Below are 19,233 nucleotides of genomic sequence, written 5' to 3'. Positions count from 1 at the left end.
GATGGCACTCGACGGTATCAGGGGCATTCTCTTCGACAAGGACGGCACGCTCCTCGATTACGACGAGAGCTGGCTGCCGGTGAACCGCGAGCTTGCCCGCATCGCCTCGCAGGACGATGCCGCGCTCGCCGATCACCTGCTGCGCGAAACCGGCATGGATCCCGTCAGCGGCCATATCGTCCCCGACAGCCTGCTCGCCGCCGGCAACACCCGCCAGATCGCCGCGGGCCTCGTCGCTGCCGGCTCGAGGGTCGAGGTCACCGAGCTCACCATCAAGCTCGACACGCTGTTTTCCAATGCCGCCGAGTTTTCGGTACCGGTCACAGATCTCGCCGGCTTCTTCGCCCGCCTCCACGCCCGCGGCTTCAAGCTCGGCATCGCCTCCAGCGACAACGAACGCTCGATCCGCCAGACCGCCCAGCGCTTCGGCTTCGCCCAGTATGTCGATTACATCGCCGGCTACGACAGCGGCTTCGGCAGTAAGCCGGAAGCCGGCATGGTCCTCGGCTTCTGCAAGGCAACCGGCCTCGCCCCCGCCGAAATCGCCGTTGTCGGCGACAACAACCACGACCTGCACATGGGCCACAACGCCAATGCCGGCCTCAAGGTTGCGGTGCTGACAGGTACCGGCTCGCGTGAATCGCTTTCCGCCGCATCCGACTACTGCCTCAACGATATCACTGAGCTCGAAGCCCTGCTGCCCGGCCTTCAGCCGGCGTAAATCCGGCAAAGGCTTGCTTTTTCTTCTGTTTTGCCCTTTCTTTGCCGCCAGTCGAAGGGGATAGCCGGTTGCCGTGGGTGCCGGAGGAGCGCAGGACAGGCAGATCATGGTATCCGAAGCGCCGCCGTTCTGGTGGACGAAAGCCGATTGGCGGGCCTGGACGCTGTCGCCCTTTTCGCTGATCTACGGACAGGTCGCCGGTTATCGCATGAAGCATGCGCGCCGTGCCTCGGTGCCTATTCCCGTCATCTGCATCGGCAATTTCACCGTCGGCGGCGCCGGCAAGACGCCGACGGCGCTGGCGATCGCCCGGGCCGCCAAGGCAAAGGGACTGAAGCCCGGATTTCTGAGCCGCGGCTATGGCGGCTCGCTCGATGTCACGACGGTCGTCGATCCCGCCCATCACCGCGCCATGGCCGTCGGTGACGAGCCGCTGCTGCTCGCCCGCGAGGCACTGACCGTCATTTCCCGTCGCCGCGTCGAAGGCGCCGAGCGTCTCGTCAAGGAAGGCGCCGACCTGATCATCATGGATGACGGCTTCCAGAGCGCCAGACTGGCGCTCGATTATGCGCTGCTGGTCATCGATACGACGCGCGGCCTCGGCAATGGCCATACGGTGCCGGGCGGCCCGGTGCGTGCGCCGATCCCGGTGCAGATGCGTTATGCGACGGCACTCCTGAAGGTCGGCAACGGCAATGCCGCGGACGCCATCGTCCGCATGGCCGCCCGCGCCGCAAAACCCTATTTCACGGCGTCGCTGAAGACGGTCGGCATGAACGAGCTTTCCGGCCGCCGCGTGCTCGCCTTTGCCGGCATCGCCGATCCCACGAAGTTCTTCCGCACGGTGGAATCGCTCGGCGCCGAGATCGCCGCCACCCGCTCCTTCGGCGACCACGAGCATCTGAGCGACGACGAGATCGCCGATCTCATTGCCGTTGCCGAACGCGAAGAGCTGCAGATCGTCACCACCTCGAAAGACTTCGTCCGCCTTGCCGGTCATCACGGCCGGGCGCAGGAGCTTGCCGAAAAGTCGAAGGTGATCGAAGTGGAAATGGCCTTCGAGGACCCGCAGGCACCTGGCCTGATCATCGACCGGGCGATCGAGGCCTGCCGTGCCCGCAGGCTGAAAGAGCAGTCCGGCCTATAGCGCCAGCCGTTTGCGGATATCGGCAAGCCCGGATGCCGCGCGGCCATCGGCGTCGAAATTGCTGTCGTCGAGCCAGGCTTCTAAAGCTGCCCGGTGCGCCGGCCATTCGTCCTTCAGGATACTGTGCCAGGCGACATCGCGCTGATAGCCCTTGGCGATCACAGCATTGCGCCAGATGCCCTCGAACACGAAGCCATAGCGCAGCGCCGCCTTGCGCGACGCTTCGTTGAGCGCGGCGCAACGCCAGACGAGCCGCTCATAGCCGAGATCGTCGAAGGCGTAGCGCATCAGGAGGAAAATCGCCTCGGTCGCCGCGCGCGTGCGCTGCAGCTCCGGTGAAAACCAGATGCTGCCGATCTCGATCGAGGAATCCGCCGGATAGACATCGCAGAGCGACAGCCATCCCGCAGGCTTTCCGGCGCCGATTGGTTCGACGGACCAGAACGGCTGGTCGGCCCGCCCTGCGAGTTCCGCGACGAAGGCGGTGAACAGGCCGGGGCTCTCGAATGGACCATAGCGCAGATAGCCGAAGCTCTCCGGCGAGGCGGTAGCAAGCGGCCAGAGGGGCTCGGCATGCGCCGGTGTCAGCGGATCAAGCCTGACCGAACGTCCGCTATGGACGATCCGCTCGGGAAAGGGGCGTGGCGAATGGATGATCGGCCGGCCGAAGTCACGCATCAGGGAAAGTCAGCGCTTCTGCACCGGCAGCACGCCTGCGCGCTTGTCGGCCTCGAAGGAGGCGATGACATCGGCATAGGGCTCCTGGCGGGCGACGCTCCAGTAGCGCAGCTCGTCGAGCGGGATATGCTTGCCGGTCATGGCGCAGACGACGTAGGAGCCCGGCGACAGGATCTGGAAATCGGCGTCGAGATAGCGGATTTTCGCCTCGCGGTTTCCGTGACCTTCAAACAAGTTCATCCTGCTCCATTCCTGCGGCTCTGATCGTCCTGCCATAGCGCGCGGCACGGGCGATTGCCAGTATTTTCGGCTTGCTGCCGTCAGCTCCGGCCGAACAGCCGCTCGATGTCGGAAAGCTTGAGCTCGATATAGGTCGGCCGGCCGTGATTGCACTGGCCCGAACCCGGCGTCACTTCCATCTGTCTCAAAAGCGCGTTCATCTCCTCCGGCCGCATGCGCCGGCCGGAGCGCACCGAGCCGTGGCAGGCCATGGTCGCCGCCACATATTCGAGCTTCTGCGACAGGCCCGACGCCGTATCCCATTCGGCGATCTCGTCGGCAAGCTGGCGGATCAGGCCGTTGGCATCGACCTCGCCAAGCATCGCCGGCGTTTCGCGCACCGCAATGGCGCCCGGCCCGAACCGTTCGATCGCCAGGCCGAGCTCGCCGAGCCCTTCGGCATGCACCATCAGCCGGTCGCAATCCTCTTCCGGCAGGTCGACAATCTCCGGGATCAGAAGCACCTGCGAGGGCAGGCGCTTGGAATGCAGCGCCTTGCGCATTTCTTCGAAGACCAGCCGCTCATGCGCCGCATGCTGGTCGACGATGACAAGACCGTCCTCCGTCTGCGCCACGATATAGTTCTCGTGCAGCTGCGCGCGGGCAGCCCCCAGCGGAAAGCGCTGCGGCGCCTCTTCGCGTGGCGCAGCGGCCGGCTGCTGCCAGCTCTGCGGCTGCGGTTCGGAACGCGCCGTCGGCGTCACCAGCCCGTCGAACGAAGCCTGCGGCCGCTCGGCAAAGCCTGAATTGGCGGCCTGATAGGGGCGGGACGGCGAGGTCTCCGGCGACCATGGCGCCTGCGCCGGGCGCTGATAGGCATTCGGCTGGAAGCCCGGGCGGAACGAGCGCAGCATGCCGTCGGCACCCGTCGTGGCGGCACGGCTGCCGTCGCGGGCGAGTGCCTCGCGCACCGCGCCGATGATCAGCCCGCGGATCAGCCCGGGATCGCGGAAGCGGACGTCCGACTTGGCCGGATGCACGTTGACATCCACAAGCGCCGGATCGAGTTTGAAGGAGAGCACCGCGACCGGATAGCGTCCGGCCGGGATCGTCTCGGCATAGGCGCCGCGGATTGCCGAGAGGATCAGCTTGTCCTGCACCGGGCGGCCGTTGACGAAGGCATATTGGTGGCCGGAATTGCCGCGGTTGAAGGTCGGCACCCCGGCATAGCCCGTCAGGCTCACGTCCTCTCGCTCGGCATCGATCTCGATCGCATTGTCGCGGAAATCCTTGCCGAGGATCTGCGCCATGCGCGCCAGATGGTCGTCGCCGGTCGCCGGAAATTCCAGCGTGCTGCGGTCGGTGCCGGAGAGCACGAAGCGCACGCCCGGAAAGGCGATCGCCATGCGCTTGACGATTTCGGTGATCGCCGCCGCTTCCGCCTTCTCGGTCTTCAGGAATTTCAGCCGCGCCGGCGTCGCGAAGAACAGGTCGCGCACCTCGACGATCGTTCCGGGGTTCAGGGCCGATGGTCTCAGATGCAGGAACTTGCCGCCGGAGACGGCGATCTCGCTGCCGCCGGCGCTATCCCTGCGGCGGCTCGAAATGCTGAGCTTGGCGACCGAACCGATCGAGGGCAGGGCCTCGCCGCGGAAACCGAGCGTGCGGATATCGTCGAGCGTTTCTGAAATTTTCGAGGTGCAGTGACGTTTTACCGCAAGCTCGAGATCGGCGGCATCCATGCCTGAGCCATTGTCGCTGACGCGAAGCAGGCCCTTGCCGCCGCCTGAGGTTGCGATTTCGATGCGCGTCGCGCCGGCGTCCAGCGCGTTTTCGATCAGCTCTTTCGCCGCACTTGCCGGGCGTTCGATGACTTCGCCGGCGGCGATCTGGTTGATGAGCGTTTCTGAGAGCTGTCTGATGGCCATGCGCCATTTTCGTGGATTCGCAGGCCCGATGGAAGGGTGAAAAAGCCGGTCTCCAAAGCCGCGTCTCAGACCCCAAGATTTGGGTAGATTAATGTTAAGCGACCGTTAGGAGAAAGCTGGCATTTTGGACGCATACCACCAAATAGTGCTGTTAAATCGGATAGATGTGGGATTTTGAGGAATGAGTGCCGGCTTTGAAGAGACGGACGCATCATCCGTGAGCGGGGAGCTGCCGGCCGAGCCCGATCTCCAGTCGTCGCTTTTCGATGCCGTCTCCGATGGCCTCGCCGCCGCCCTCATCGTCTATAACAAGAACGACCAGATGATCTTCGCGAGCCGTCAGGTTCTCGATTTCTTCCCGATTTCGCCGTCCATGCTGAAGCCCGGCACGCGCCTGCGCGATTTCCTGGGCGCCGTTTTCGATACCGGCGTGCGCCAGCAATATGCCGCCAAGCAGCCGGGTGGCGTGCTCGGCCGCGAGGACTGGCTGTCGCAGAAGATCGCCTCGCATTGGCGCGAGCGCTTCGAGATCGTCGAGCGGCATGGCCCGGATCGCTGGATCCGCCTCGTCAAGCGCCGCCTGCCGAGCGGCTATTGCGTGTCGATGATCTGCAACATTTCCGAGGAGCGCAAGCGCGAGGAGCAGTGGCGCGCCGATCTCGAGCGCGTGCAGCTGACCGAGGATATTCTCGACAACCTGCCGTTCCCGCTCTTCGTCAAGGACCGCAATCTCAATTACGTCGCGGTCAACATTGCCTTCTGCGAGAAATATCAGACGACGCCGGACGAAGTGCTCGGCCGCAAGAGCGGCGACTTGTTCTCCGCCGATATCGCCAAGCGCTTCGAGGAAAGCGACCGCCACGTTCTGGAAACCGGCGAAATGTCGATCTCGCGCCAGCGCCAGGTCTCGCGTGACGGTGCCGAGCGCGACATCGTCAGCCGCAAGCACCGCATCGGCAAGCCGGGCCGCTATTTCCTGGTTTCCACCATGCAGGACCTGCCGCGCGATGGCGCCGATCTCGACGAGTTCGACCGCGCCACCTCGGTCACCGCCTCCAGCCACCAGTCCTATCGCCGCGCCTATGTGCCGCTGAACGGCGATGCACAGCGCCGCGAACCGGCGGCGATGGAAGCGATCGTCCCGGAGAATTTCTCGGGCCGCAAGATCCTCGTCGTCACCGGCGATCTCGCCGCCGAGACCGCGGCGCTACGCACGCTCGCCAAATACGGCTTCGAAGCCTGTGCCGTGCGCGGTGAGGACGAGCAGGAGCATTTCCTCGAAATCGCCTCCTCGGCCGGCATCGATCTCGACCTGATCATCATCGACAACCAGATGGGCATGCGCTGCCTCGAGCTTTCCGGCCAGCACGGCATTCCGGCGCTCGTCATGGACGGTTTCCAGCTGGCCAATGAGCTGACCTTCCAGGTCGCCCGCCACTTCAACCGCAACAACCGCACGAGCAACGAGCCGGAAGCCGATTGGGAGATCTCGACATCGGCAGATAGCGACGCGCTGCAGGTTCTGGTCGCCGAAGACAACGACATCAACCAGATCGTCTTTTCGCAGATCCTCGAAGGCCTCGGCTATCGCTACATGATCGCCTCCAGCGGCGACGAGGCGGTGCGTCTGTGGACCGAACACAAGCCGCAGATCGTGCTGATGGATATCTCGCTTCCCGGTCTCAACGGTTTCGAGGCCGCCCGCATGATCCGCGGCATCGAAGAAGGCGGCAGCGTCAGGACGCCGATCATCGGCGTGCTCACCCAGGCCTTCGAGCGCGACCATGCCGAATGCGCAAAAGCCGGCATGGATGACGTCATCATGAAGCCCGTCAGCCCGGATATACTGGAGACAATCTTCCAGAAGCATCTGAAGCGCGAAGAGATGCGCGCGGTCTGCTGATCGAAACTCTGGTCAACTCCCCAGATTTTGGGGCGCCAACAATCCCAAACATCGCTTTTCCACTATCGGTTTATTAAGACTTGGCCGCCATTCTCCCCGGAGGGAGTGAAATCTCAGGTCAAAATATGAAACCGGTGGACGTACCTTTTATGCCCGTGAGCCAGAATGAGCTCCAGGCCATGGCCTATACCGATCCGTTGACCGGACTCGGTAATCGCCATCGTATGCGCGACCGGGTCACCCAGATTTCGGCCGAGCGCGCCAACGATCCGGCGCCGTTCACCATCGGCATCGCCAATCTCGATTCCTTCAAGCCTATCAATGACCTGTTCGGATCCGCCGCCGGCGATGAGATCCTCTGCCAGGTCGCTCACCGCCTGAAGGCCTGCATCCCCGACGGCGCGCTCGTGACGCGCCACGACGGCGATGAATTCGCCTTCGTCCTGCCGCTGATCTTCGAGCGTGCGAGTGCCGAAAAATTCGGCCAGATGATCCGCGAAGTGCTGTCGGCACCCTATGATCTCGGCGACCGGAACGTGCGTCTCTCCGCATCCTTCGGTTTTGCAATCTATCCGTTTGCCGGCGAGGAGTTCGACGAGCTGCTGAAGAGCGCCGAGACCGCGCTCTACCGTTCCAAGCGCCGCGGCCGCAGCCAGATCACCGTCTATTCGCGCGAGATCGCGCAGGAAATGAAGCGCGCGACACAGCTCGAGCAGGCGCTTCGAAACGCCATCATCTCGGATGCGATCGACGTGCACTTCCAGCCGATCGTTTCGCTCGCCAACAATCAGGTCGTCGGTTTCGAGGCGCTCGCCCGCTGGAACGATCCGGATCTCGGCTTTGTCTCGCCGGGCGTCTTCGTACCGCTTGCCGAAGAGCGCGGCTTTATTGACGCGCTATCTGAAACGTTGCTGCGCAAGGCTGCGGAGGCCGCACTTTCCTGGCCGCGCGAGCTTTTCCTCTCCTTCAACCTGTCCTCGGCGCAGCTGATGGACCCCGGCACCAGCGCCAACGTCCTCTCCATCCTCGGCCGCGTCGGTTTCGATCCGCACCGCCTGGAGCTGGAGATCACCGAAACCGCAGTGATGAGCTCGGCCGACACGGCGCACCGCATCATCTCCGATCTGCGCCAGGCCGGCGTTCGCGTTTCGCTCGATGATTTCGGCACCGGCCAGTCGAGCCTCGGGCGCCTGCGCGACTTCATCTTCGACAAGGTGAAGATCGACCGCGCCTTCGTCTCGCGCATCAACAATGACCGTGCCTCCGAGCATATCATCAAGGCGATCCTGACGATGTGCGAAGGCCTCGATCTCGAAGTCGTCGCCGAAGGCATCGAGGATTATTCCGAGGCCGTAAAGCTCCGCGCGCTCGGCTGCGGCATGGGCCAGGGCTACCATTTCGGCAAGCCGGCAGACAGCATCGCCACGCTGCGCTTCCTGCACGAGAATTACGACTCGGCAGGCGCCGACCGCATCCCTGCATAAGCCGCATCGAGGCTAGTCCACGGCGTCATCAGACATTTCTATTTTAGCGCCGCTGCGCCATGATCCCCGCTTGCTTCGGCGCGAAAAGCGAGTGTCTCATGACGTCATCCAAAGACCCCTTGTTACAGCCCTTTCAGCTCAAGCATCTGACGCTGAAAAACCGCGTCATGTCGACGGCGCATGAGCCGGCCTATTCCGAAGACGGCATGCCGACCGACCGCTACCGGCTCTATCACCGGGAGAAGGCGAAGGGCGGCATTGCGCTGACGATGACCGCAGGTTCCGCCGTCGTCTCGGCCGACTCTCCGCCGGCCTTCGGCAACCTGCATGCCTATCGCGACGAGATCGTGCCGTGGCTGAAGAGGCTCGCCGACGACTGTCATGAATACGGCACTGCCGTGATGATCCAGCTCACCCATCTCGGCCGCCGCACCGGCTGGAACAAGGGCGACTGGCTGCCGGTCCTGGCGCCGTCGCCGATCCGCGAGCCCGCCCACCGCGCCTTCCCGAAGGAAGCCGAGGAGTGGGATATCGATCGCATCATCGCCGATTACGTCTCCGCTTCAGAGCGCATGAAGGAAGCCGGGCTCGATGGCATCGAGTTCGAGGCCTACGGCCACCTGATGGACGGCTTCTGGTCTCCGGCCACCAACCGCCGCGACGACGAATTCGGCGGCTCGCTCGAAAACCGCATGCGTTTCTCGCTGATGGTCACCGATGCGGTGCGCAAGGCCGTCGGCCCCGATTTCATCGTCGGCATCCGCATGGTGGCGGACGAAGATTGGGAGAAGGGTTTTTCACGCGAAGAAGGGATCGAGATCGCCCGCCGTCTCGTCGCATCCGGCGGTGTCGACTTCCTCAACATCATCCGCGGTCACATCGATCACGACGCCGATCTCAACAACGTCATCCCGATCCAGGGCATGGCCGCGTCGCCGCATCTGGATTTCGCCGGCGAGGTGAGGGCCGCGACCCGCTTCCCGGTGTTCCACGCCGCCCGCATCGCCGATATCGCCACCGCCCGCCATGCGATTGCCGAAGGCAAGCTCGATATGGTCGGCATGACCCGCGCCCACATCGCCGATCCGCATATCGTGCGCAAGGTGATGGCAGGCGAGGAGGCGCGCATCCGCCCCTGTGTCGGCGCCACTTACTGTCTCGACCGCATCTATGAAGGTGGCGAGGCGCTGTGCATCCACAATGCCGCAACCGGCCGCGAGGCCGAGATGCCGCACGAGATCGAGAAGGCTGCAGCCAAAAGGAAGGCCGTCGTCATCGGCGCCGGACCCGCGGGTCTGGAGGCGGCCCGCGTGCTCGCCGAGCGCGGCCACAGCGTCGATGTTCTCGAAGCGACCGGCAAGGCTGGCGGCCAGATCAACCTGCTCACCCGCAATCCGCGCCGCAAGGAAATGATCGGCATCATCGACTGGCGGCTGGAAGAGCTCGAGCGCCTCGGCGTCACCATCCATTACGATGTCTATGCCGGTGCCGATGAAGTCCTGGAATTCTCTCCCGACCTCGTCGTCGTCGCCACGGGCGGCATCGCCCAGTCGCCGGAGCTGGAGGCGGGCGAGGAACTGGTCACCTCGTCCTGGGATATTCTTGCCGGCGCCGTAAAGCCCGAGAGTTCGGTCCTGCTCTTCGACGACAATGGCGGCCATCAGGGCATGTCGGCCGCCGAGGTCATCGCCAATGGCGGCGCGGATCTGGAGCTTGTGTCGCCCGAACGCTTCTTCGCCCCCGAAATGGGCGGCATGAACCATGTGCCCTATGCCAGGACCTTCGCCGAGAAGGATGTCCGCGTCACCATCAATACCCGGCTGAAATCGGTCCGCCGCGACGGCAACGGCCTGATCGCCGTCCTCGGCTCGGACTATGCCGGTGCGGTCACGCGCGAGCGGCGTGTGGCCCAGGTCGTCGTCGAGCACGGCACCATCGCCAATGCCGATCTCTATCTGGAGCTGAAGCCGCTGTCGCGAAACCTGGGGGCGGTGGATTACGCCGCGCTCATCGCCCGCAAGCAGCCGATCCCGGTGAAGAACGCCGAAGCCGCCTTCGACCTGATCCGCATCGGCGACGCCGTCTCCAGCCGCAATGTCCACGCGGCGATCTACGACGCACTGCGCTTCTGTTCGCTGCTCTAGAAACAGGAATGGCGGCGCCCCGAAGGGCACCGCCATCTACGCTACACTCCCGTGCGGTTTCCCGCCCGGTATTACTTGGTGGTGGTCGAGCCGGTTGCCGTCGAGTCGGTCGGCATCGTGCCACCCGTTGCGGCCGGAGCCTTTTCGGCTGCCTGCATCTGCAGGGTCTTGAACTCCGGCGCGGCCTTCAGGCTGTCGGCCGTTTCCGTGGTCGTCAGCTTGACGCTGCCGTCCTGGGTGTTCTGGGCAACGGTGATTTTTTCCATCGGCACGGCCACGTTCTTCTGGCCGATACCAAGGAAGCCGCCGACACCGACCACGGCAGCAACGAGGCCGCCATCCTTCTTCATGATCAGGTCGGTGACGTTACCGATGCTTTCGTTCTGACCGGTATAGACCGACTGGCCGATATAGGTGTTGGCGCTGACCTGATCTGCACCCTGTTCGGTGAGATAGGTGCCGCCACCGGCCTGTGCAGTGTCAGTGGACGCTGCAGGCGCCGGAGCCTGGGCTGCGTCACCGGCCGGAGCCGTCGCATCAGGCATCTTCGGTGCCGTCGCATCGGCCGGAGCCGACTGGGTAGCGCCCGGGGTCGCGGGCTGCGGAGCACTCTGCGAGAATGCCACCGGTGCGAAAGCCGTGGCAAACAGGGCGCCAGCAGCAACGGTCGTCAGGAGTTTGCGTGTCATTTCGAACCTACCTTTGTGTTCCCTAGTGTGATCTCTAGCGCGGCTGCCGCTTCTGTTCGGGCGTCTCTGCCGTGCCGGTTCGAAAGGGAAAATGGGTGGGTAGGCTATTGGTTCCTCTCAAAAATCTCTAAAATTTCGCGATTTTTCGGGAACATTTATCGCATCGGCTGCAGAATTCTGCCACCGGAATAGAAAAAGGGCACTCCCGCCGGGAGTGCCCTTCGTCAACGTTTCTGACCCGTTTCAGATCACAAAGGCAGGGTCGAAGACGCCCTTGACGGCAACGCCGAGTTCCAGAAGCGCACCGGCCTGCGGCTGCGTGGAGCGGGCCGTCTCGTCGAGACCTTCCCAAGCGGTCGTCACTGCCAGCCGGTCCGCATCCTTGCCGATGAAGGCAGGGCAGGAGGGCTGGGCGGCCGGCACCTTGTAGCGGGCGATCCGTAATCCGTCCGGGCTGTAGCGGTCGACGACACCGGCGCCCCAGCGGGCGTTCCAGATATAGCCGTCGGCATCGCAGACCGAGCCGTCGATGCCACCCGGATCTTCCATGCTGTCGACCATGACGATCGGCTCGCCGGAGGGCAGGCCGGTCTGCGGATCGACCATCACCCGCATCAGGCGGCTGATCCGCGTATCGGTGTAGTAGCCGATCGTGCCGTCGGGCGAGAAGCAGATCGAGTTCGGAATGCTGATCCCGGCAAAAATCTTGGTGACCTTGCCGCCGGAGGCGACGTGATAGATCGAGCCCGCCTGGTTCTCGGCGCGCTTGCTCATCGTGCCGATCCACAGCGCGCCCGACGGATGCGTGCGCCCGTCATTGGAGCGGTTCTCCGGCATGTCGTTTTCGAGCGCCGCATAGAAAGTGAGCTTGCCGTCGGCGAGATCACGCACGAACAGTCCTTCTTCGGTGGCGAGCAGCTGCCGCTTGCTGTCGATCCGCGCCAGAACGCTCGCCATCATCGGCAGCGCGTGCACTTTCTTCGCGCCGCTCGACAGCGTCAGTTCATGCAGTTCCTTGCCGAGGATATTGAACCACCAGACGGTATCGGTCGCCGGATCATAGGTCGGGCCTTCGCCAAGTACGGAATTGGTGTCGCAAAGTGTTTTGCCTTCAAACTCATAAATAGCGGTCATAATGCCTATGCTCCTACGGCTGCGTCATAGGCTAAAATGGTCGCCTTGGCGCGCTCGGCAACCTCTGCGGCAGTCATTCCCGGCTTGTAGATGCTGGTGCCGAGGCCGAAGGCCTTGATGCCGGCATCGGTGTATTCGGAGAAGTTCTTGTCGGAAACGCCGCCGACGGCGGCAATGACGAGCTCCGGCGGCAGGATGGCGCGGATCGCATTGATGCCGGACGGGCCGAGCACGCTTGCCGGGAAAAACTTCAGGCCGGTGGCGCCGGCGCGCGCTGCGGCAAGCGCTTCCGTCGGCGTGAAGACGCCGGGCATCGATACCATGTCATAGCCGCGGGCGCGGATGATGACGTCGGGCTCGACATTCGGCGTCACCAGCAGCCTGCCGCCGGCATTGTGCATGTTGTCGACCGCTTCGACCGTGAGCACCGTGCCGCCACCGATCAGCACGTCGGCCGGCGCCATCTTCGCGGCGATCTCGATAGACTTGAAGGGCTCCGGCGAGTTCAGCGGTATCTCGATCGCCTGCAGGCCGTTTTCGATCAGCGCGCCGACGACGCCAGCGGTTTCTTCCGGCTTGATGCCGCGCAGGATGGCGATCAGCGGGCGCTTCATGGAGGGGAAAGGAATGCGGTTCATGGCTTTAACTTTCTTACTTTGACCAGATGGCGGCAGCAGCGGCCGAGAGGCCGCGAAGAACGGCCGTATCGGCATCTATCGTCGTGAATTTAAGAGACAGGGATTTGAAGGCGGTTTCGTAAAGCGTCTGCAGGCGGCCGGAGGCAACGAGCGCGATCGGCGTATCGTTGGCGGCATCCGACAGCGCCCCGGCGATTTCGAGCCCGATCAGCGTGCCCGAAATCTTCGCCTGTGCCGCAGCCGGCGTCACGCCATGCAGCAGCTGGCCGGAGCGGGCGGTGAAGAGCAGGTTGGTCGCCATCGCCGGCTGGCGGAAGGCGGCGGTGACGGAAGCCTTGAAGGCGGAGTTGTCGGCCGGCGACTGGTCGGCGCCGGCAACGGCATGCGACAGGATCGTATGCTTGGTGATCGCGTCGAAAAGCTCGCCGGTCATGAAGGTCGAGAAGCCGATGACTTCGCCGTCCTGCACATGCACCCACTTGGAATGCGTGCCGGGCATGCAGACCGCCTGCGCGCCGCTGCTCTCCGCGCCAAGTGCGCCGAGCAGCTGGGTTTCCTCGCCGCGGATGACATCGGGAGATGCCTTGTCGCGCTGGGCAAGGCCCGGAAGAATGCGGATGTCGCGGCTCTGGCCGGGAACGGAGACGGCGCCCGTCAGGATCGACGAGAGCGATGCCGGCACATCGGTGTAACCGGCTTCGACCCAGCCCTGCTTGGCGCCGACCATGCCGCAGGCGATGACCGGCAGATCGGCCGGTGCCGAAACCTTGTCGAGATGTGCGGCAAGCACTTCGGCAAAGCCTGTCTTCGCCGCCACCGTCATGCCCTCGCTGCCGCGGCTTTCGCCGAGCACGCTGCCATCGTCGGCGATCAGCCAGAGCCGGAAACTGCTCGTACCCCAGTCAACCGCGACATATGCGGGTTTTGCCATCAGAAAATGCCTCCATCGACAATCATGGACTGCGCGGTCACTGCCGCCGCGCAGTCGGATGCAAGAAATAGACAGGGACCGACGATCGCATCGGCGTTCAGTACCCTTTTCAGGCACTGTCGCTCGACGGTCTTGGCGATCCCTTCCTCGGTGAGCCAGAGCTTCATCTGCCGCTCGGTGACGATCATGCCGGGCAGGATGCAGTTGACGCGGATATTGTCCGGCCCGAGCTTGCCCGCCATGCTCTTCGTCAGGCCGATCACGGCGGCCTTGGCGGTGGAATAGGCGGGAAAATCGGGCATGTTCAGCAGATAGGCGATCGACGACATGTTGATGATCGCCCCGCCGCCTGCTTCGCGCATCGAGGGCGCCACGGCCTGGGCGGTGAAGAACACATGGCGCAGATTGGTCGCCTGGTTGTTGTCCCAGTATTCGGGCGTCACCGTATCGAAATCGTGCCGGTCGTCGCGCGCTGCATTGTTGACGAGAACCGTGATCGGCCCGGACTGCGCCACCACCGCATCGACGGTCTGGCGGATCGCTTCGATGTCGCGAAGATCGGCCTTGAAGAAATGCACGGGATGCTCGCTGTCGCGCGAAAGCCGCAGGGAAAGCGCGCGGCTCTCGTCTTCGGCGACATCGATGAAGGATACTTTTGCACCCTGTCGCGCGAAGCCCTCGACGATCGCCGCGCCGATGCCCGATCCGCCGCCGGTCACCAGAACCGTGCGATCCCTGAATTCCGGAAACTGTGCCGATACGCCCGTCACCGCATTCCTCCCAAAGTTCCATTATTTGGAACTTAATTTGACTATGTGGAATTATCGATTTACGCTGGCCTCTCTGTCAAGACCGCAGGCGGTCACAACGGTAGGCGATCGATGGCTCCGCGAAAAGGCACGGAAGGCGAAAACGACACCGGAACCCTCGGCAAGCTGATGGTTCTGCTCGATCTGGTGACCCATGCCGAAAGGCCGCTGCGCTTCACGGACATTTTAGCGCAGGCCAACCAGCCGCGCGGCACGCTGCACCGCCAGCTCGGTCATCTGGTGGAGGAGGGGCTGCTGGAGCTCGATGGAGACGGCCGCTACTCGCCGGGACTGCGCCTGCTCGATCTCGCCGCCCGCAGCTGGGCGAAGAACGAATTCCGCCTGATCGCCGAGCCGCATCTGCGCGCCTTGCAGGCGATGAGCGGCGAGACCGTCCATCTCGGCGTGCTGCGCGGCACCTCGATCATCTATCTCGACAAGGTGGAAGGCCAGCAATCCGTCCGCATGTATTCGCAGATCGGCAATGCCTCGCCGGTCTATTGCACCGGCGTCGGCAAGGCGGCGCTCTCTGTGCTGCCAGACGCCACCGTTGCCGCGCTTGCGGCCGCCATCCCGTTCCAACGCTTCACCGAACACACGCTGGCTTCGGCGGAAAGCCTGCTCGCCGAGCTTGCCGATATCCGCAGGGAGGGCTGCGCCTTCGACCGGGAGGAGCACGAACAGGGCATTCGCTGCGTCGCCGCGCCGATCTGGACGGCCGATCACAGTCTGGTGGGCGGCGTCTCGATCACCGGCCCCGCCTACCGGCTGACGATGGAGCGGCTTGCCGAGTGGGCCGGCCCCGTCCGCGCGGCGGCCGAAAGCATCATGGAAGGCATGCGCATCCGTCTCGGTCCGCGCCGGTAACGCGGGCGTGATGGCTTCATCGGGTGGACGCAAAAGAAGAGCATGCTTATGATGAGGACCATATTGAGATTTGGTGGCGAATCACACCAACTGCGATAACTCGCAAAAGAGATACAAGCTTCGACCGGCCGTGCATTTTAAGGCCGGGAGACCATATTTTTTCAATAGGTTTAGCAATTTAGCAGCGCAGTTGATCTGAACCGCAAGCTCGGGAAGATGAAGAATAGATGGCCTTGTCTCAAGCATCCGATCAGACGGATGAATACGTCCAGGAGATAGCGGGTCTAAAGACCCAGTTCGATATCTTCCGTTTCATGAAGCGCGTGACGGATGCTTTCGGCAGCCGCGCCTTCATGGTCCTCAACCTGCCGCCGATTACCTCCTTCGAACTGCAGAGCACGACTGTCATTACCAGCTGGCCGGCCGAACTTCTGTCGCTCTACGATCAGGAAGGGCTGATGATGAACAGCCCGGTGCTGCGCCGCCTGCGCACCTCGTCTCTGCCCTTCTTCCATGACACCTCGAAGGGCTGGGTCCGTGACGACGGCAAGTCGGCGATGGTCGCCGGGCTTTTCGAGCGTTTCCGCATGGTGCGCTGCGCCTATTTCCCGACGCACGAGCCGTCGGGCCTGCGCGGCGCCGTCTCCTTTGCCGGAGATCGCGAGCCCTACACGCCGGAAGAGATGCGCAATCTCTCCTATATCGCCATCCACGTCTTCGACCGGCTGGCCGAGATCCGCAATCTCGACAACCGGCTGACCGATACGCTGACCGATCGCGAAGTCGATTGCCTCAACTGGACGGCCGCCGGCAAGACCAGCGCCGAAATCGCCGATATCCTCGGTCTCTCCGAGCATACGGTGAACCACTATCTGAACCGGGCAACCAAGAAGCTCGATACGGTCAACCGCACCCAGGCCGTCGCCAAGGCGCTACGCATCGGCCTGATCAAGTAAGCTGCCGAAAAAATCGGCAGCGCGTCTCAAAGATGGGCAGCCGGATCAGCCGCTGTCCTTTTCCCGGGCATCGCCCCAATCCGCACGGCGGGCCCATTTGAAGGCGGCGCCGTCTCTCTTCGAATAAATCTGTTCGGCCGCGCTGCCATCCTCGCGGCAGAGCTTCAGCCGGATGACGCTGCCCGAACCCTGCGGCGGCGCAATGACGCGTGCCTCCGGCAGAGGCGAGGGGACGCGGCTGGCGGCGATGAAAATATACTTCTCGTCTTCCCAAGGCACGTCCGCATCCTTCACCAGCCGGTGGATTTTCGAGCGGGCGACGCGCCGCGAGAAGTGGCACCAGTCGGGCGCCACGATCGGACAGTCCTTGGCATGCGGGCAGGGCGCCACAATATGCGCGCCCTTCGACAGCAGCACGTCGCGCGCCGCCAGAATCCGCTCCCATCCCGCCGGCGTCCCCGGCTCGATGATCAGCAGCGTATCTGATGTCAGCGCCCACAGCTTGCCGATCGATGCGGCGATCTGATGCGGCTCGATCTCGTCCAGTACATAGGCGAGGGTGACGAGATCGGCCGGCGCGATGTCAGGCAAGGCCTTGATAAGATTGCCATCCAGCCAGGTGGAGGCAACTTCCAGACCTTCGGAAAGGCTTTTCCCGGTCTGCCGGATCGCCTCGCTTGCTTCGACCATCGTCGCCTGCTCGATATCGGGCCAGCAGTCGGCGGCCGCCCACAGTGCCGAGCCCGGACCGGCGCCGACATCGATGAGCTGGCGGGGTTCGAAGCCGGGCCGCACCTCGGCGATCATCTCCATCGCCGCGCGGATCGCCGCATAGGTGGCGGGCAACCGTGCGGCGAGATAGGCCTGCGCCGCCAGCTGGTCGCTGATATGGAAGCTGCCGTCGCGCAGCTCCTGCCGGTAGCGGCTCGAAAGCCGCGCTGATGCGCGCTTCAGCGCATCCAGCGGCTGGCCCTCCAGCATCGCTTCCACCCGTTCGCGCAATTGTCTCGGCAGTTCCATCGTCGTCGTCCGTTTCGGTTCCGCTGGCCATACAGCCGTGTACCGGCAAAGCCAAGCGCGGCACTTGGCATGCACCTTGCTTCTTATTTGGCAGAGGTCCAGAGGGGACTTTGAAAAGAGCGCCAAAAACGGCGCCGTTTCGGCCAGCCGCCGTCCAGCATTGTCGATGCGTTTCCTCATGCATCCGGTCGCTGGCGGCGGCTGTTGCTTTTTTGTGACGGCAGGTTCGGGATCATCGCCGCCCCACAATTATTAGTGTGCTTTAGGCTCTGGTCATTTTGGGCCATTGCGCTAGGTGGGTCTGATCGCTTTGGTTTTCGGGGAGACCGTTGCGGCCATCTAGGCGAAAGCCTGGCGGACCAGATGGCCGCAACGGAATTCGATTGCGCGATTTCCGTTTCCCTCAATGATGATTTCGTTTGGCGAAGGCGCAGCCCTCCACTATCTACGTGTCACAAAGATACGCGTGAGGAATGCATGACTGAGGTCACCAAGGAACAGGTTCTCGAAACGCTGAAGACCGTGCGCGGTCCCGATCTCGAACATAATATTGTCGAGCTCGGCATGGTGTCGGATGTCTTCATCTCCGACGGCAAGGTCTATTTCTCGATCACCGTGCCTGCCGAACGGGCAAAGGAGCTTGAGCCGCTGCGCCAGGCCGCCGAGCGCGTCATCAAGGAAATGCCGGGCGTCAAGGGCGCGCTGGTGGCGCTGACGGCGGACAAGAAGGCTGCCTCGGCATCTGCTCCCGCCGCCCGTCCGTCCGCCGCATCGCATGCCGGCCACGATCACCACGGCCATTCCCATTCGCACGCCCCGCAGGCCCAGCAGCCGCGCTCCGGCAAGATCGGCGTTCCCGGCATCGGCGCGATCATCGCCGTCGCCTCCGGCAAGGGCGGCGTCGGCAAGTCGACCACCGCCGTCAATCTGGCGCTCGGCCTTCTCGCCAACGGCCTGAAGGTCGGCATCCTCGACGCCGATATCTACGGCCCGTCCATGCCGCGCCTCCTGAAGATCTCCGGCCGCCCGACGCAGATCGATGGCCGCATCATCAACCCGATGGAAAATTACGGCCTGAAGGTCATGTCGATGGGCTTCCTCGTCGATGAGGAGACCGCGATGATCTGGCGTGGCCCGATGGTCCAGTCGGCACTGATGCAGATGCTGCGCGAAGTCGCCTGGGGCGATCTTGATGTTCTCGTCGTCGACATGCCGCCCGGCACCGGCGACGCGCAGCTGACCATGGCCCAGCAGGTGCCGCTCGCCGGCGCCGTCATCGTCTCGACGCCTCAGGACCTCGCGCTGATCGACGCCCGCAAGGGCCTCAACATGTTCCGCAAGGTGGAAGTCCCTGTTCTCGGCATCGTCGAGAACATGAGCTACTTCATCGCTCCCGATACCGGCACCCGCTACGACATCTTCGGTCATGGCGGCGCCCGCAAGGAAGCCGAGCGCATCGGCGTGCCCTTCCTCGGCGAAGTGCCGCTGACCATGAACATCCGCGAAACCTCGGATGCCGGCACCCCGCTCGTCGCCTCCGAGCCGAACGGCATCGTCGCCGGTATCTATAAGGAGATCGCTGCGAAGGTCTGGGCGGAAGTCGGCGGCCAGCCGCAGCGCGCTGCCCCGGCCATTGTCTTCGAATAAGACAGACGCGGTTTCGTGAGCACGCGCCGCATACCCCAAATTGCGGGGGAAATGTGGTGAAACCGCGCAGTTCACGTAACACGTCTTGATTATTTCACCGCTTTCCGTCATATGCCCCGCCGTCGCCATGAGGGCGGCTTCTGCAGATGCTCGATGACGGCCGCCTTTTGCCCCAGGGTTCCCGGCCAGCCTGCATGTTCGGAGTTGACTTGTCGGTTGAAGGATTGGTGACTGCGATGCGGTTGAGCACAATGCGCATCCGGCAAATGGCCGGACGCAGCCGGAGTGGTATGAACTTTTTTTATCCGTTTCCGTTAG

General features: G+C 63.5%; 17 protein-coding genes. 8 read left to right on the top strand and 9 right to left on the bottom strand.

Annotated features, from left to right (window positions below):
- The first annotated feature begins 1 nt into the window (after position 1).
- The gene (locus tag ACODR6_RS02890; RefSeq protein ID WP_489020606.1) at positions 2–721 is read left to right on the top strand and encodes an HAD family hydrolase; all 720 of its coding nucleotides are present in this window, start codon (positions 2–4) and stop codon (positions 719–721) included.
- 106 nt (positions 722–827) lie between these two features.
- Complete coding sequence (lpxK, locus tag ACODR6_RS02885; protein ID WP_489020604.1) at positions 828–1,868, top strand: tetraacyldisaccharide 4'-kinase; 1,041 nt, start codon at positions 828–830, stop codon at positions 1,866–1,868.
- Here the strand turns inward: lpxK and ACODR6_RS02880 are convergent.
- The 3 genes from ACODR6_RS02880 to mutL all read right to left on the bottom strand — a co-directional run bounded on the left by ACODR6_RS02880 (position 1,863) and on the right by mutL (position 4,693).
- Positions 1,863–2,546 carry a GNAT family N-acetyltransferase gene (locus ACODR6_RS02880; protein ID WP_489020602.1) on the bottom strand — a complete coding sequence of 228 codons (684 nt, stop codon included), beginning with the start codon at positions 2,544–2,546 and terminating at the stop codon, positions 1,863–1,865. The genes lpxK and ACODR6_RS02880 overlap by 6 nt on opposite strands.
- 9 nt (positions 2,547–2,555) lie before the next feature.
- Positions 2,556–2,786, bottom strand: coding sequence for a DUF2093 domain-containing protein (locus tag ACODR6_RS02875; RefSeq protein ID WP_112719132.1), 231 nt, complete (start codon positions 2,784–2,786; stop codon positions 2,556–2,558).
- 80 nt (positions 2,787–2,866) lie between these two features.
- On the bottom strand, positions 2,867–4,693 hold the full coding sequence (gene mutL, locus ACODR6_RS02870; protein WP_489020600.1) for a DNA mismatch repair endonuclease MutL: 1,827 nt from the start codon (positions 4,691–4,693) through the stop codon (positions 2,867–2,869).
- A 181-nt stretch (positions 4,694–4,874) separates the two neighbouring features.
- Between mutL and ACODR6_RS02865 the strand changes: the two genes are divergently transcribed.
- The 3 genes from ACODR6_RS02865 to ACODR6_RS02855 all read left to right on the top strand — a co-directional run bounded on the left by ACODR6_RS02865 (position 4,875) and on the right by ACODR6_RS02855 (position 10,224).
- Entirely contained in the window at positions 4,875–6,596 is a 1,722-nt protein-coding gene (locus ACODR6_RS02865) for a response regulator (protein ID WP_112719130.1), read from the top strand.
- Positions 6,597–6,721: 125 nt separating this feature from the next.
- Positions 6,722–8,080, top strand: coding sequence for a putative bifunctional diguanylate cyclase/phosphodiesterase (locus tag ACODR6_RS02860; protein WP_112719129.1), 1,359 nt, complete (start codon positions 6,722–6,724; stop codon positions 8,078–8,080).
- Positions 8,081–8,178: 98 nt separating this feature from the next.
- Positions 8,179–10,224: an oxidoreductase gene (locus tag ACODR6_RS02855; protein WP_489020598.1), complete on the top strand. Its 2,046-nt coding sequence runs from the start codon at positions 8,179–8,181 to the stop codon at positions 10,222–10,224.
- A 71-nt stretch (positions 10,225–10,295) separates the two neighbouring features.
- On the opposite strand, the gene ACODR6_RS02850 is transcribed toward ACODR6_RS02855, so the two are convergent.
- The 5 genes from ACODR6_RS02850 to ACODR6_RS02830 form a co-directional block, all read right to left on the bottom strand.
- The gene (locus tag ACODR6_RS02850) at positions 10,296–10,913 is read right to left on the bottom strand and encodes a PRC-barrel domain-containing protein (RefSeq protein ID WP_199626503.1); all 618 of its coding nucleotides are present in this window, start codon (positions 10,911–10,913) and stop codon (positions 10,296–10,298) included.
- 243 nt (positions 10,914–11,156) lie between these two features.
- A complete protein-coding gene (locus ACODR6_RS02845) occupies positions 11,157–12,047 on the bottom strand; it encodes an SMP-30/gluconolactonase/LRE family protein (protein WP_413709048.1) in 891 nt (296 codons plus the stop codon).
- 5 nt (positions 12,048–12,052) lie between these two features.
- On the bottom strand, positions 12,053–12,685 hold the full coding sequence (locus tag ACODR6_RS02840) for a 2-dehydro-3-deoxy-6-phosphogalactonate aldolase (RefSeq protein WP_489020595.1): 633 nt from the start codon (positions 12,683–12,685) through the stop codon (positions 12,053–12,055).
- Positions 12,686–12,698: 13 nt separating this feature from the next.
- Complete coding sequence (locus ACODR6_RS02835; protein ID WP_112719124.1) at positions 12,699–13,616, bottom strand: 2-dehydro-3-deoxygalactonokinase; 918 nt, start codon at positions 13,614–13,616, stop codon at positions 12,699–12,701.
- A complete protein-coding gene (locus ACODR6_RS02830; RefSeq protein ID WP_199626506.1) occupies positions 13,616–14,386 on the bottom strand; it encodes an SDR family NAD(P)-dependent oxidoreductase in 771 nt (256 codons plus the stop codon). Before ACODR6_RS02830 ends, ACODR6_RS02835 begins: the two co-directional genes overlap by 1 nt.
- Before the next feature lie 111 nt (positions 14,387–14,497).
- Here ACODR6_RS02830 and ACODR6_RS02825 point away from each other — a divergent pair, with 111 nt between their 5' ends.
- Together ACODR6_RS02825 and ACODR6_RS02820 are read left to right on the top strand one after the other, a co-directional pair.
- Positions 14,498–15,292, top strand: coding sequence for an IclR family transcriptional regulator (locus tag ACODR6_RS02825; protein ID WP_489020593.1), 795 nt, complete (start codon positions 14,498–14,500; stop codon positions 15,290–15,292).
- Positions 15,293–15,519: 227 nt separating this feature from the next.
- A complete protein-coding gene (locus ACODR6_RS02820) occupies positions 15,520–16,248 on the top strand; it encodes a helix-turn-helix transcriptional regulator (RefSeq protein ID WP_112719121.1) in 729 nt (242 codons plus the stop codon).
- 45 nt (positions 16,249–16,293) lie between these two features.
- On the opposite strand, the gene ACODR6_RS02815 is transcribed toward ACODR6_RS02820, so the two are convergent.
- Positions 16,294–17,268: a small ribosomal subunit Rsm22 family protein gene (locus ACODR6_RS02815; RefSeq protein ID WP_489020591.1), complete on the bottom strand. Its 975-nt coding sequence runs from the start codon at positions 17,266–17,268 to the stop codon at positions 16,294–16,296.
- A 477-nt stretch (positions 17,269–17,745) separates the two neighbouring features.
- Between ACODR6_RS02815 and apbC the strand changes: the two genes are divergently transcribed.
- Positions 17,746–18,915 carry an iron-sulfur cluster carrier protein ApbC gene (apbC, locus tag ACODR6_RS02810; protein WP_489020589.1) on the top strand — a complete coding sequence of 390 codons (1,170 nt, stop codon included), beginning with the start codon at positions 17,746–17,748 and terminating at the stop codon, positions 18,913–18,915.
- Positions 18,916–19,233 lie beyond the last annotated feature (318 nt).

Source organism: Rhizobium sp. FG96 (assembly GCF_057808655.1).
Note: the sequence above shows the minus strand (reverse complement) of the source record. Positions and strands in the feature narration are given on the sequence as shown.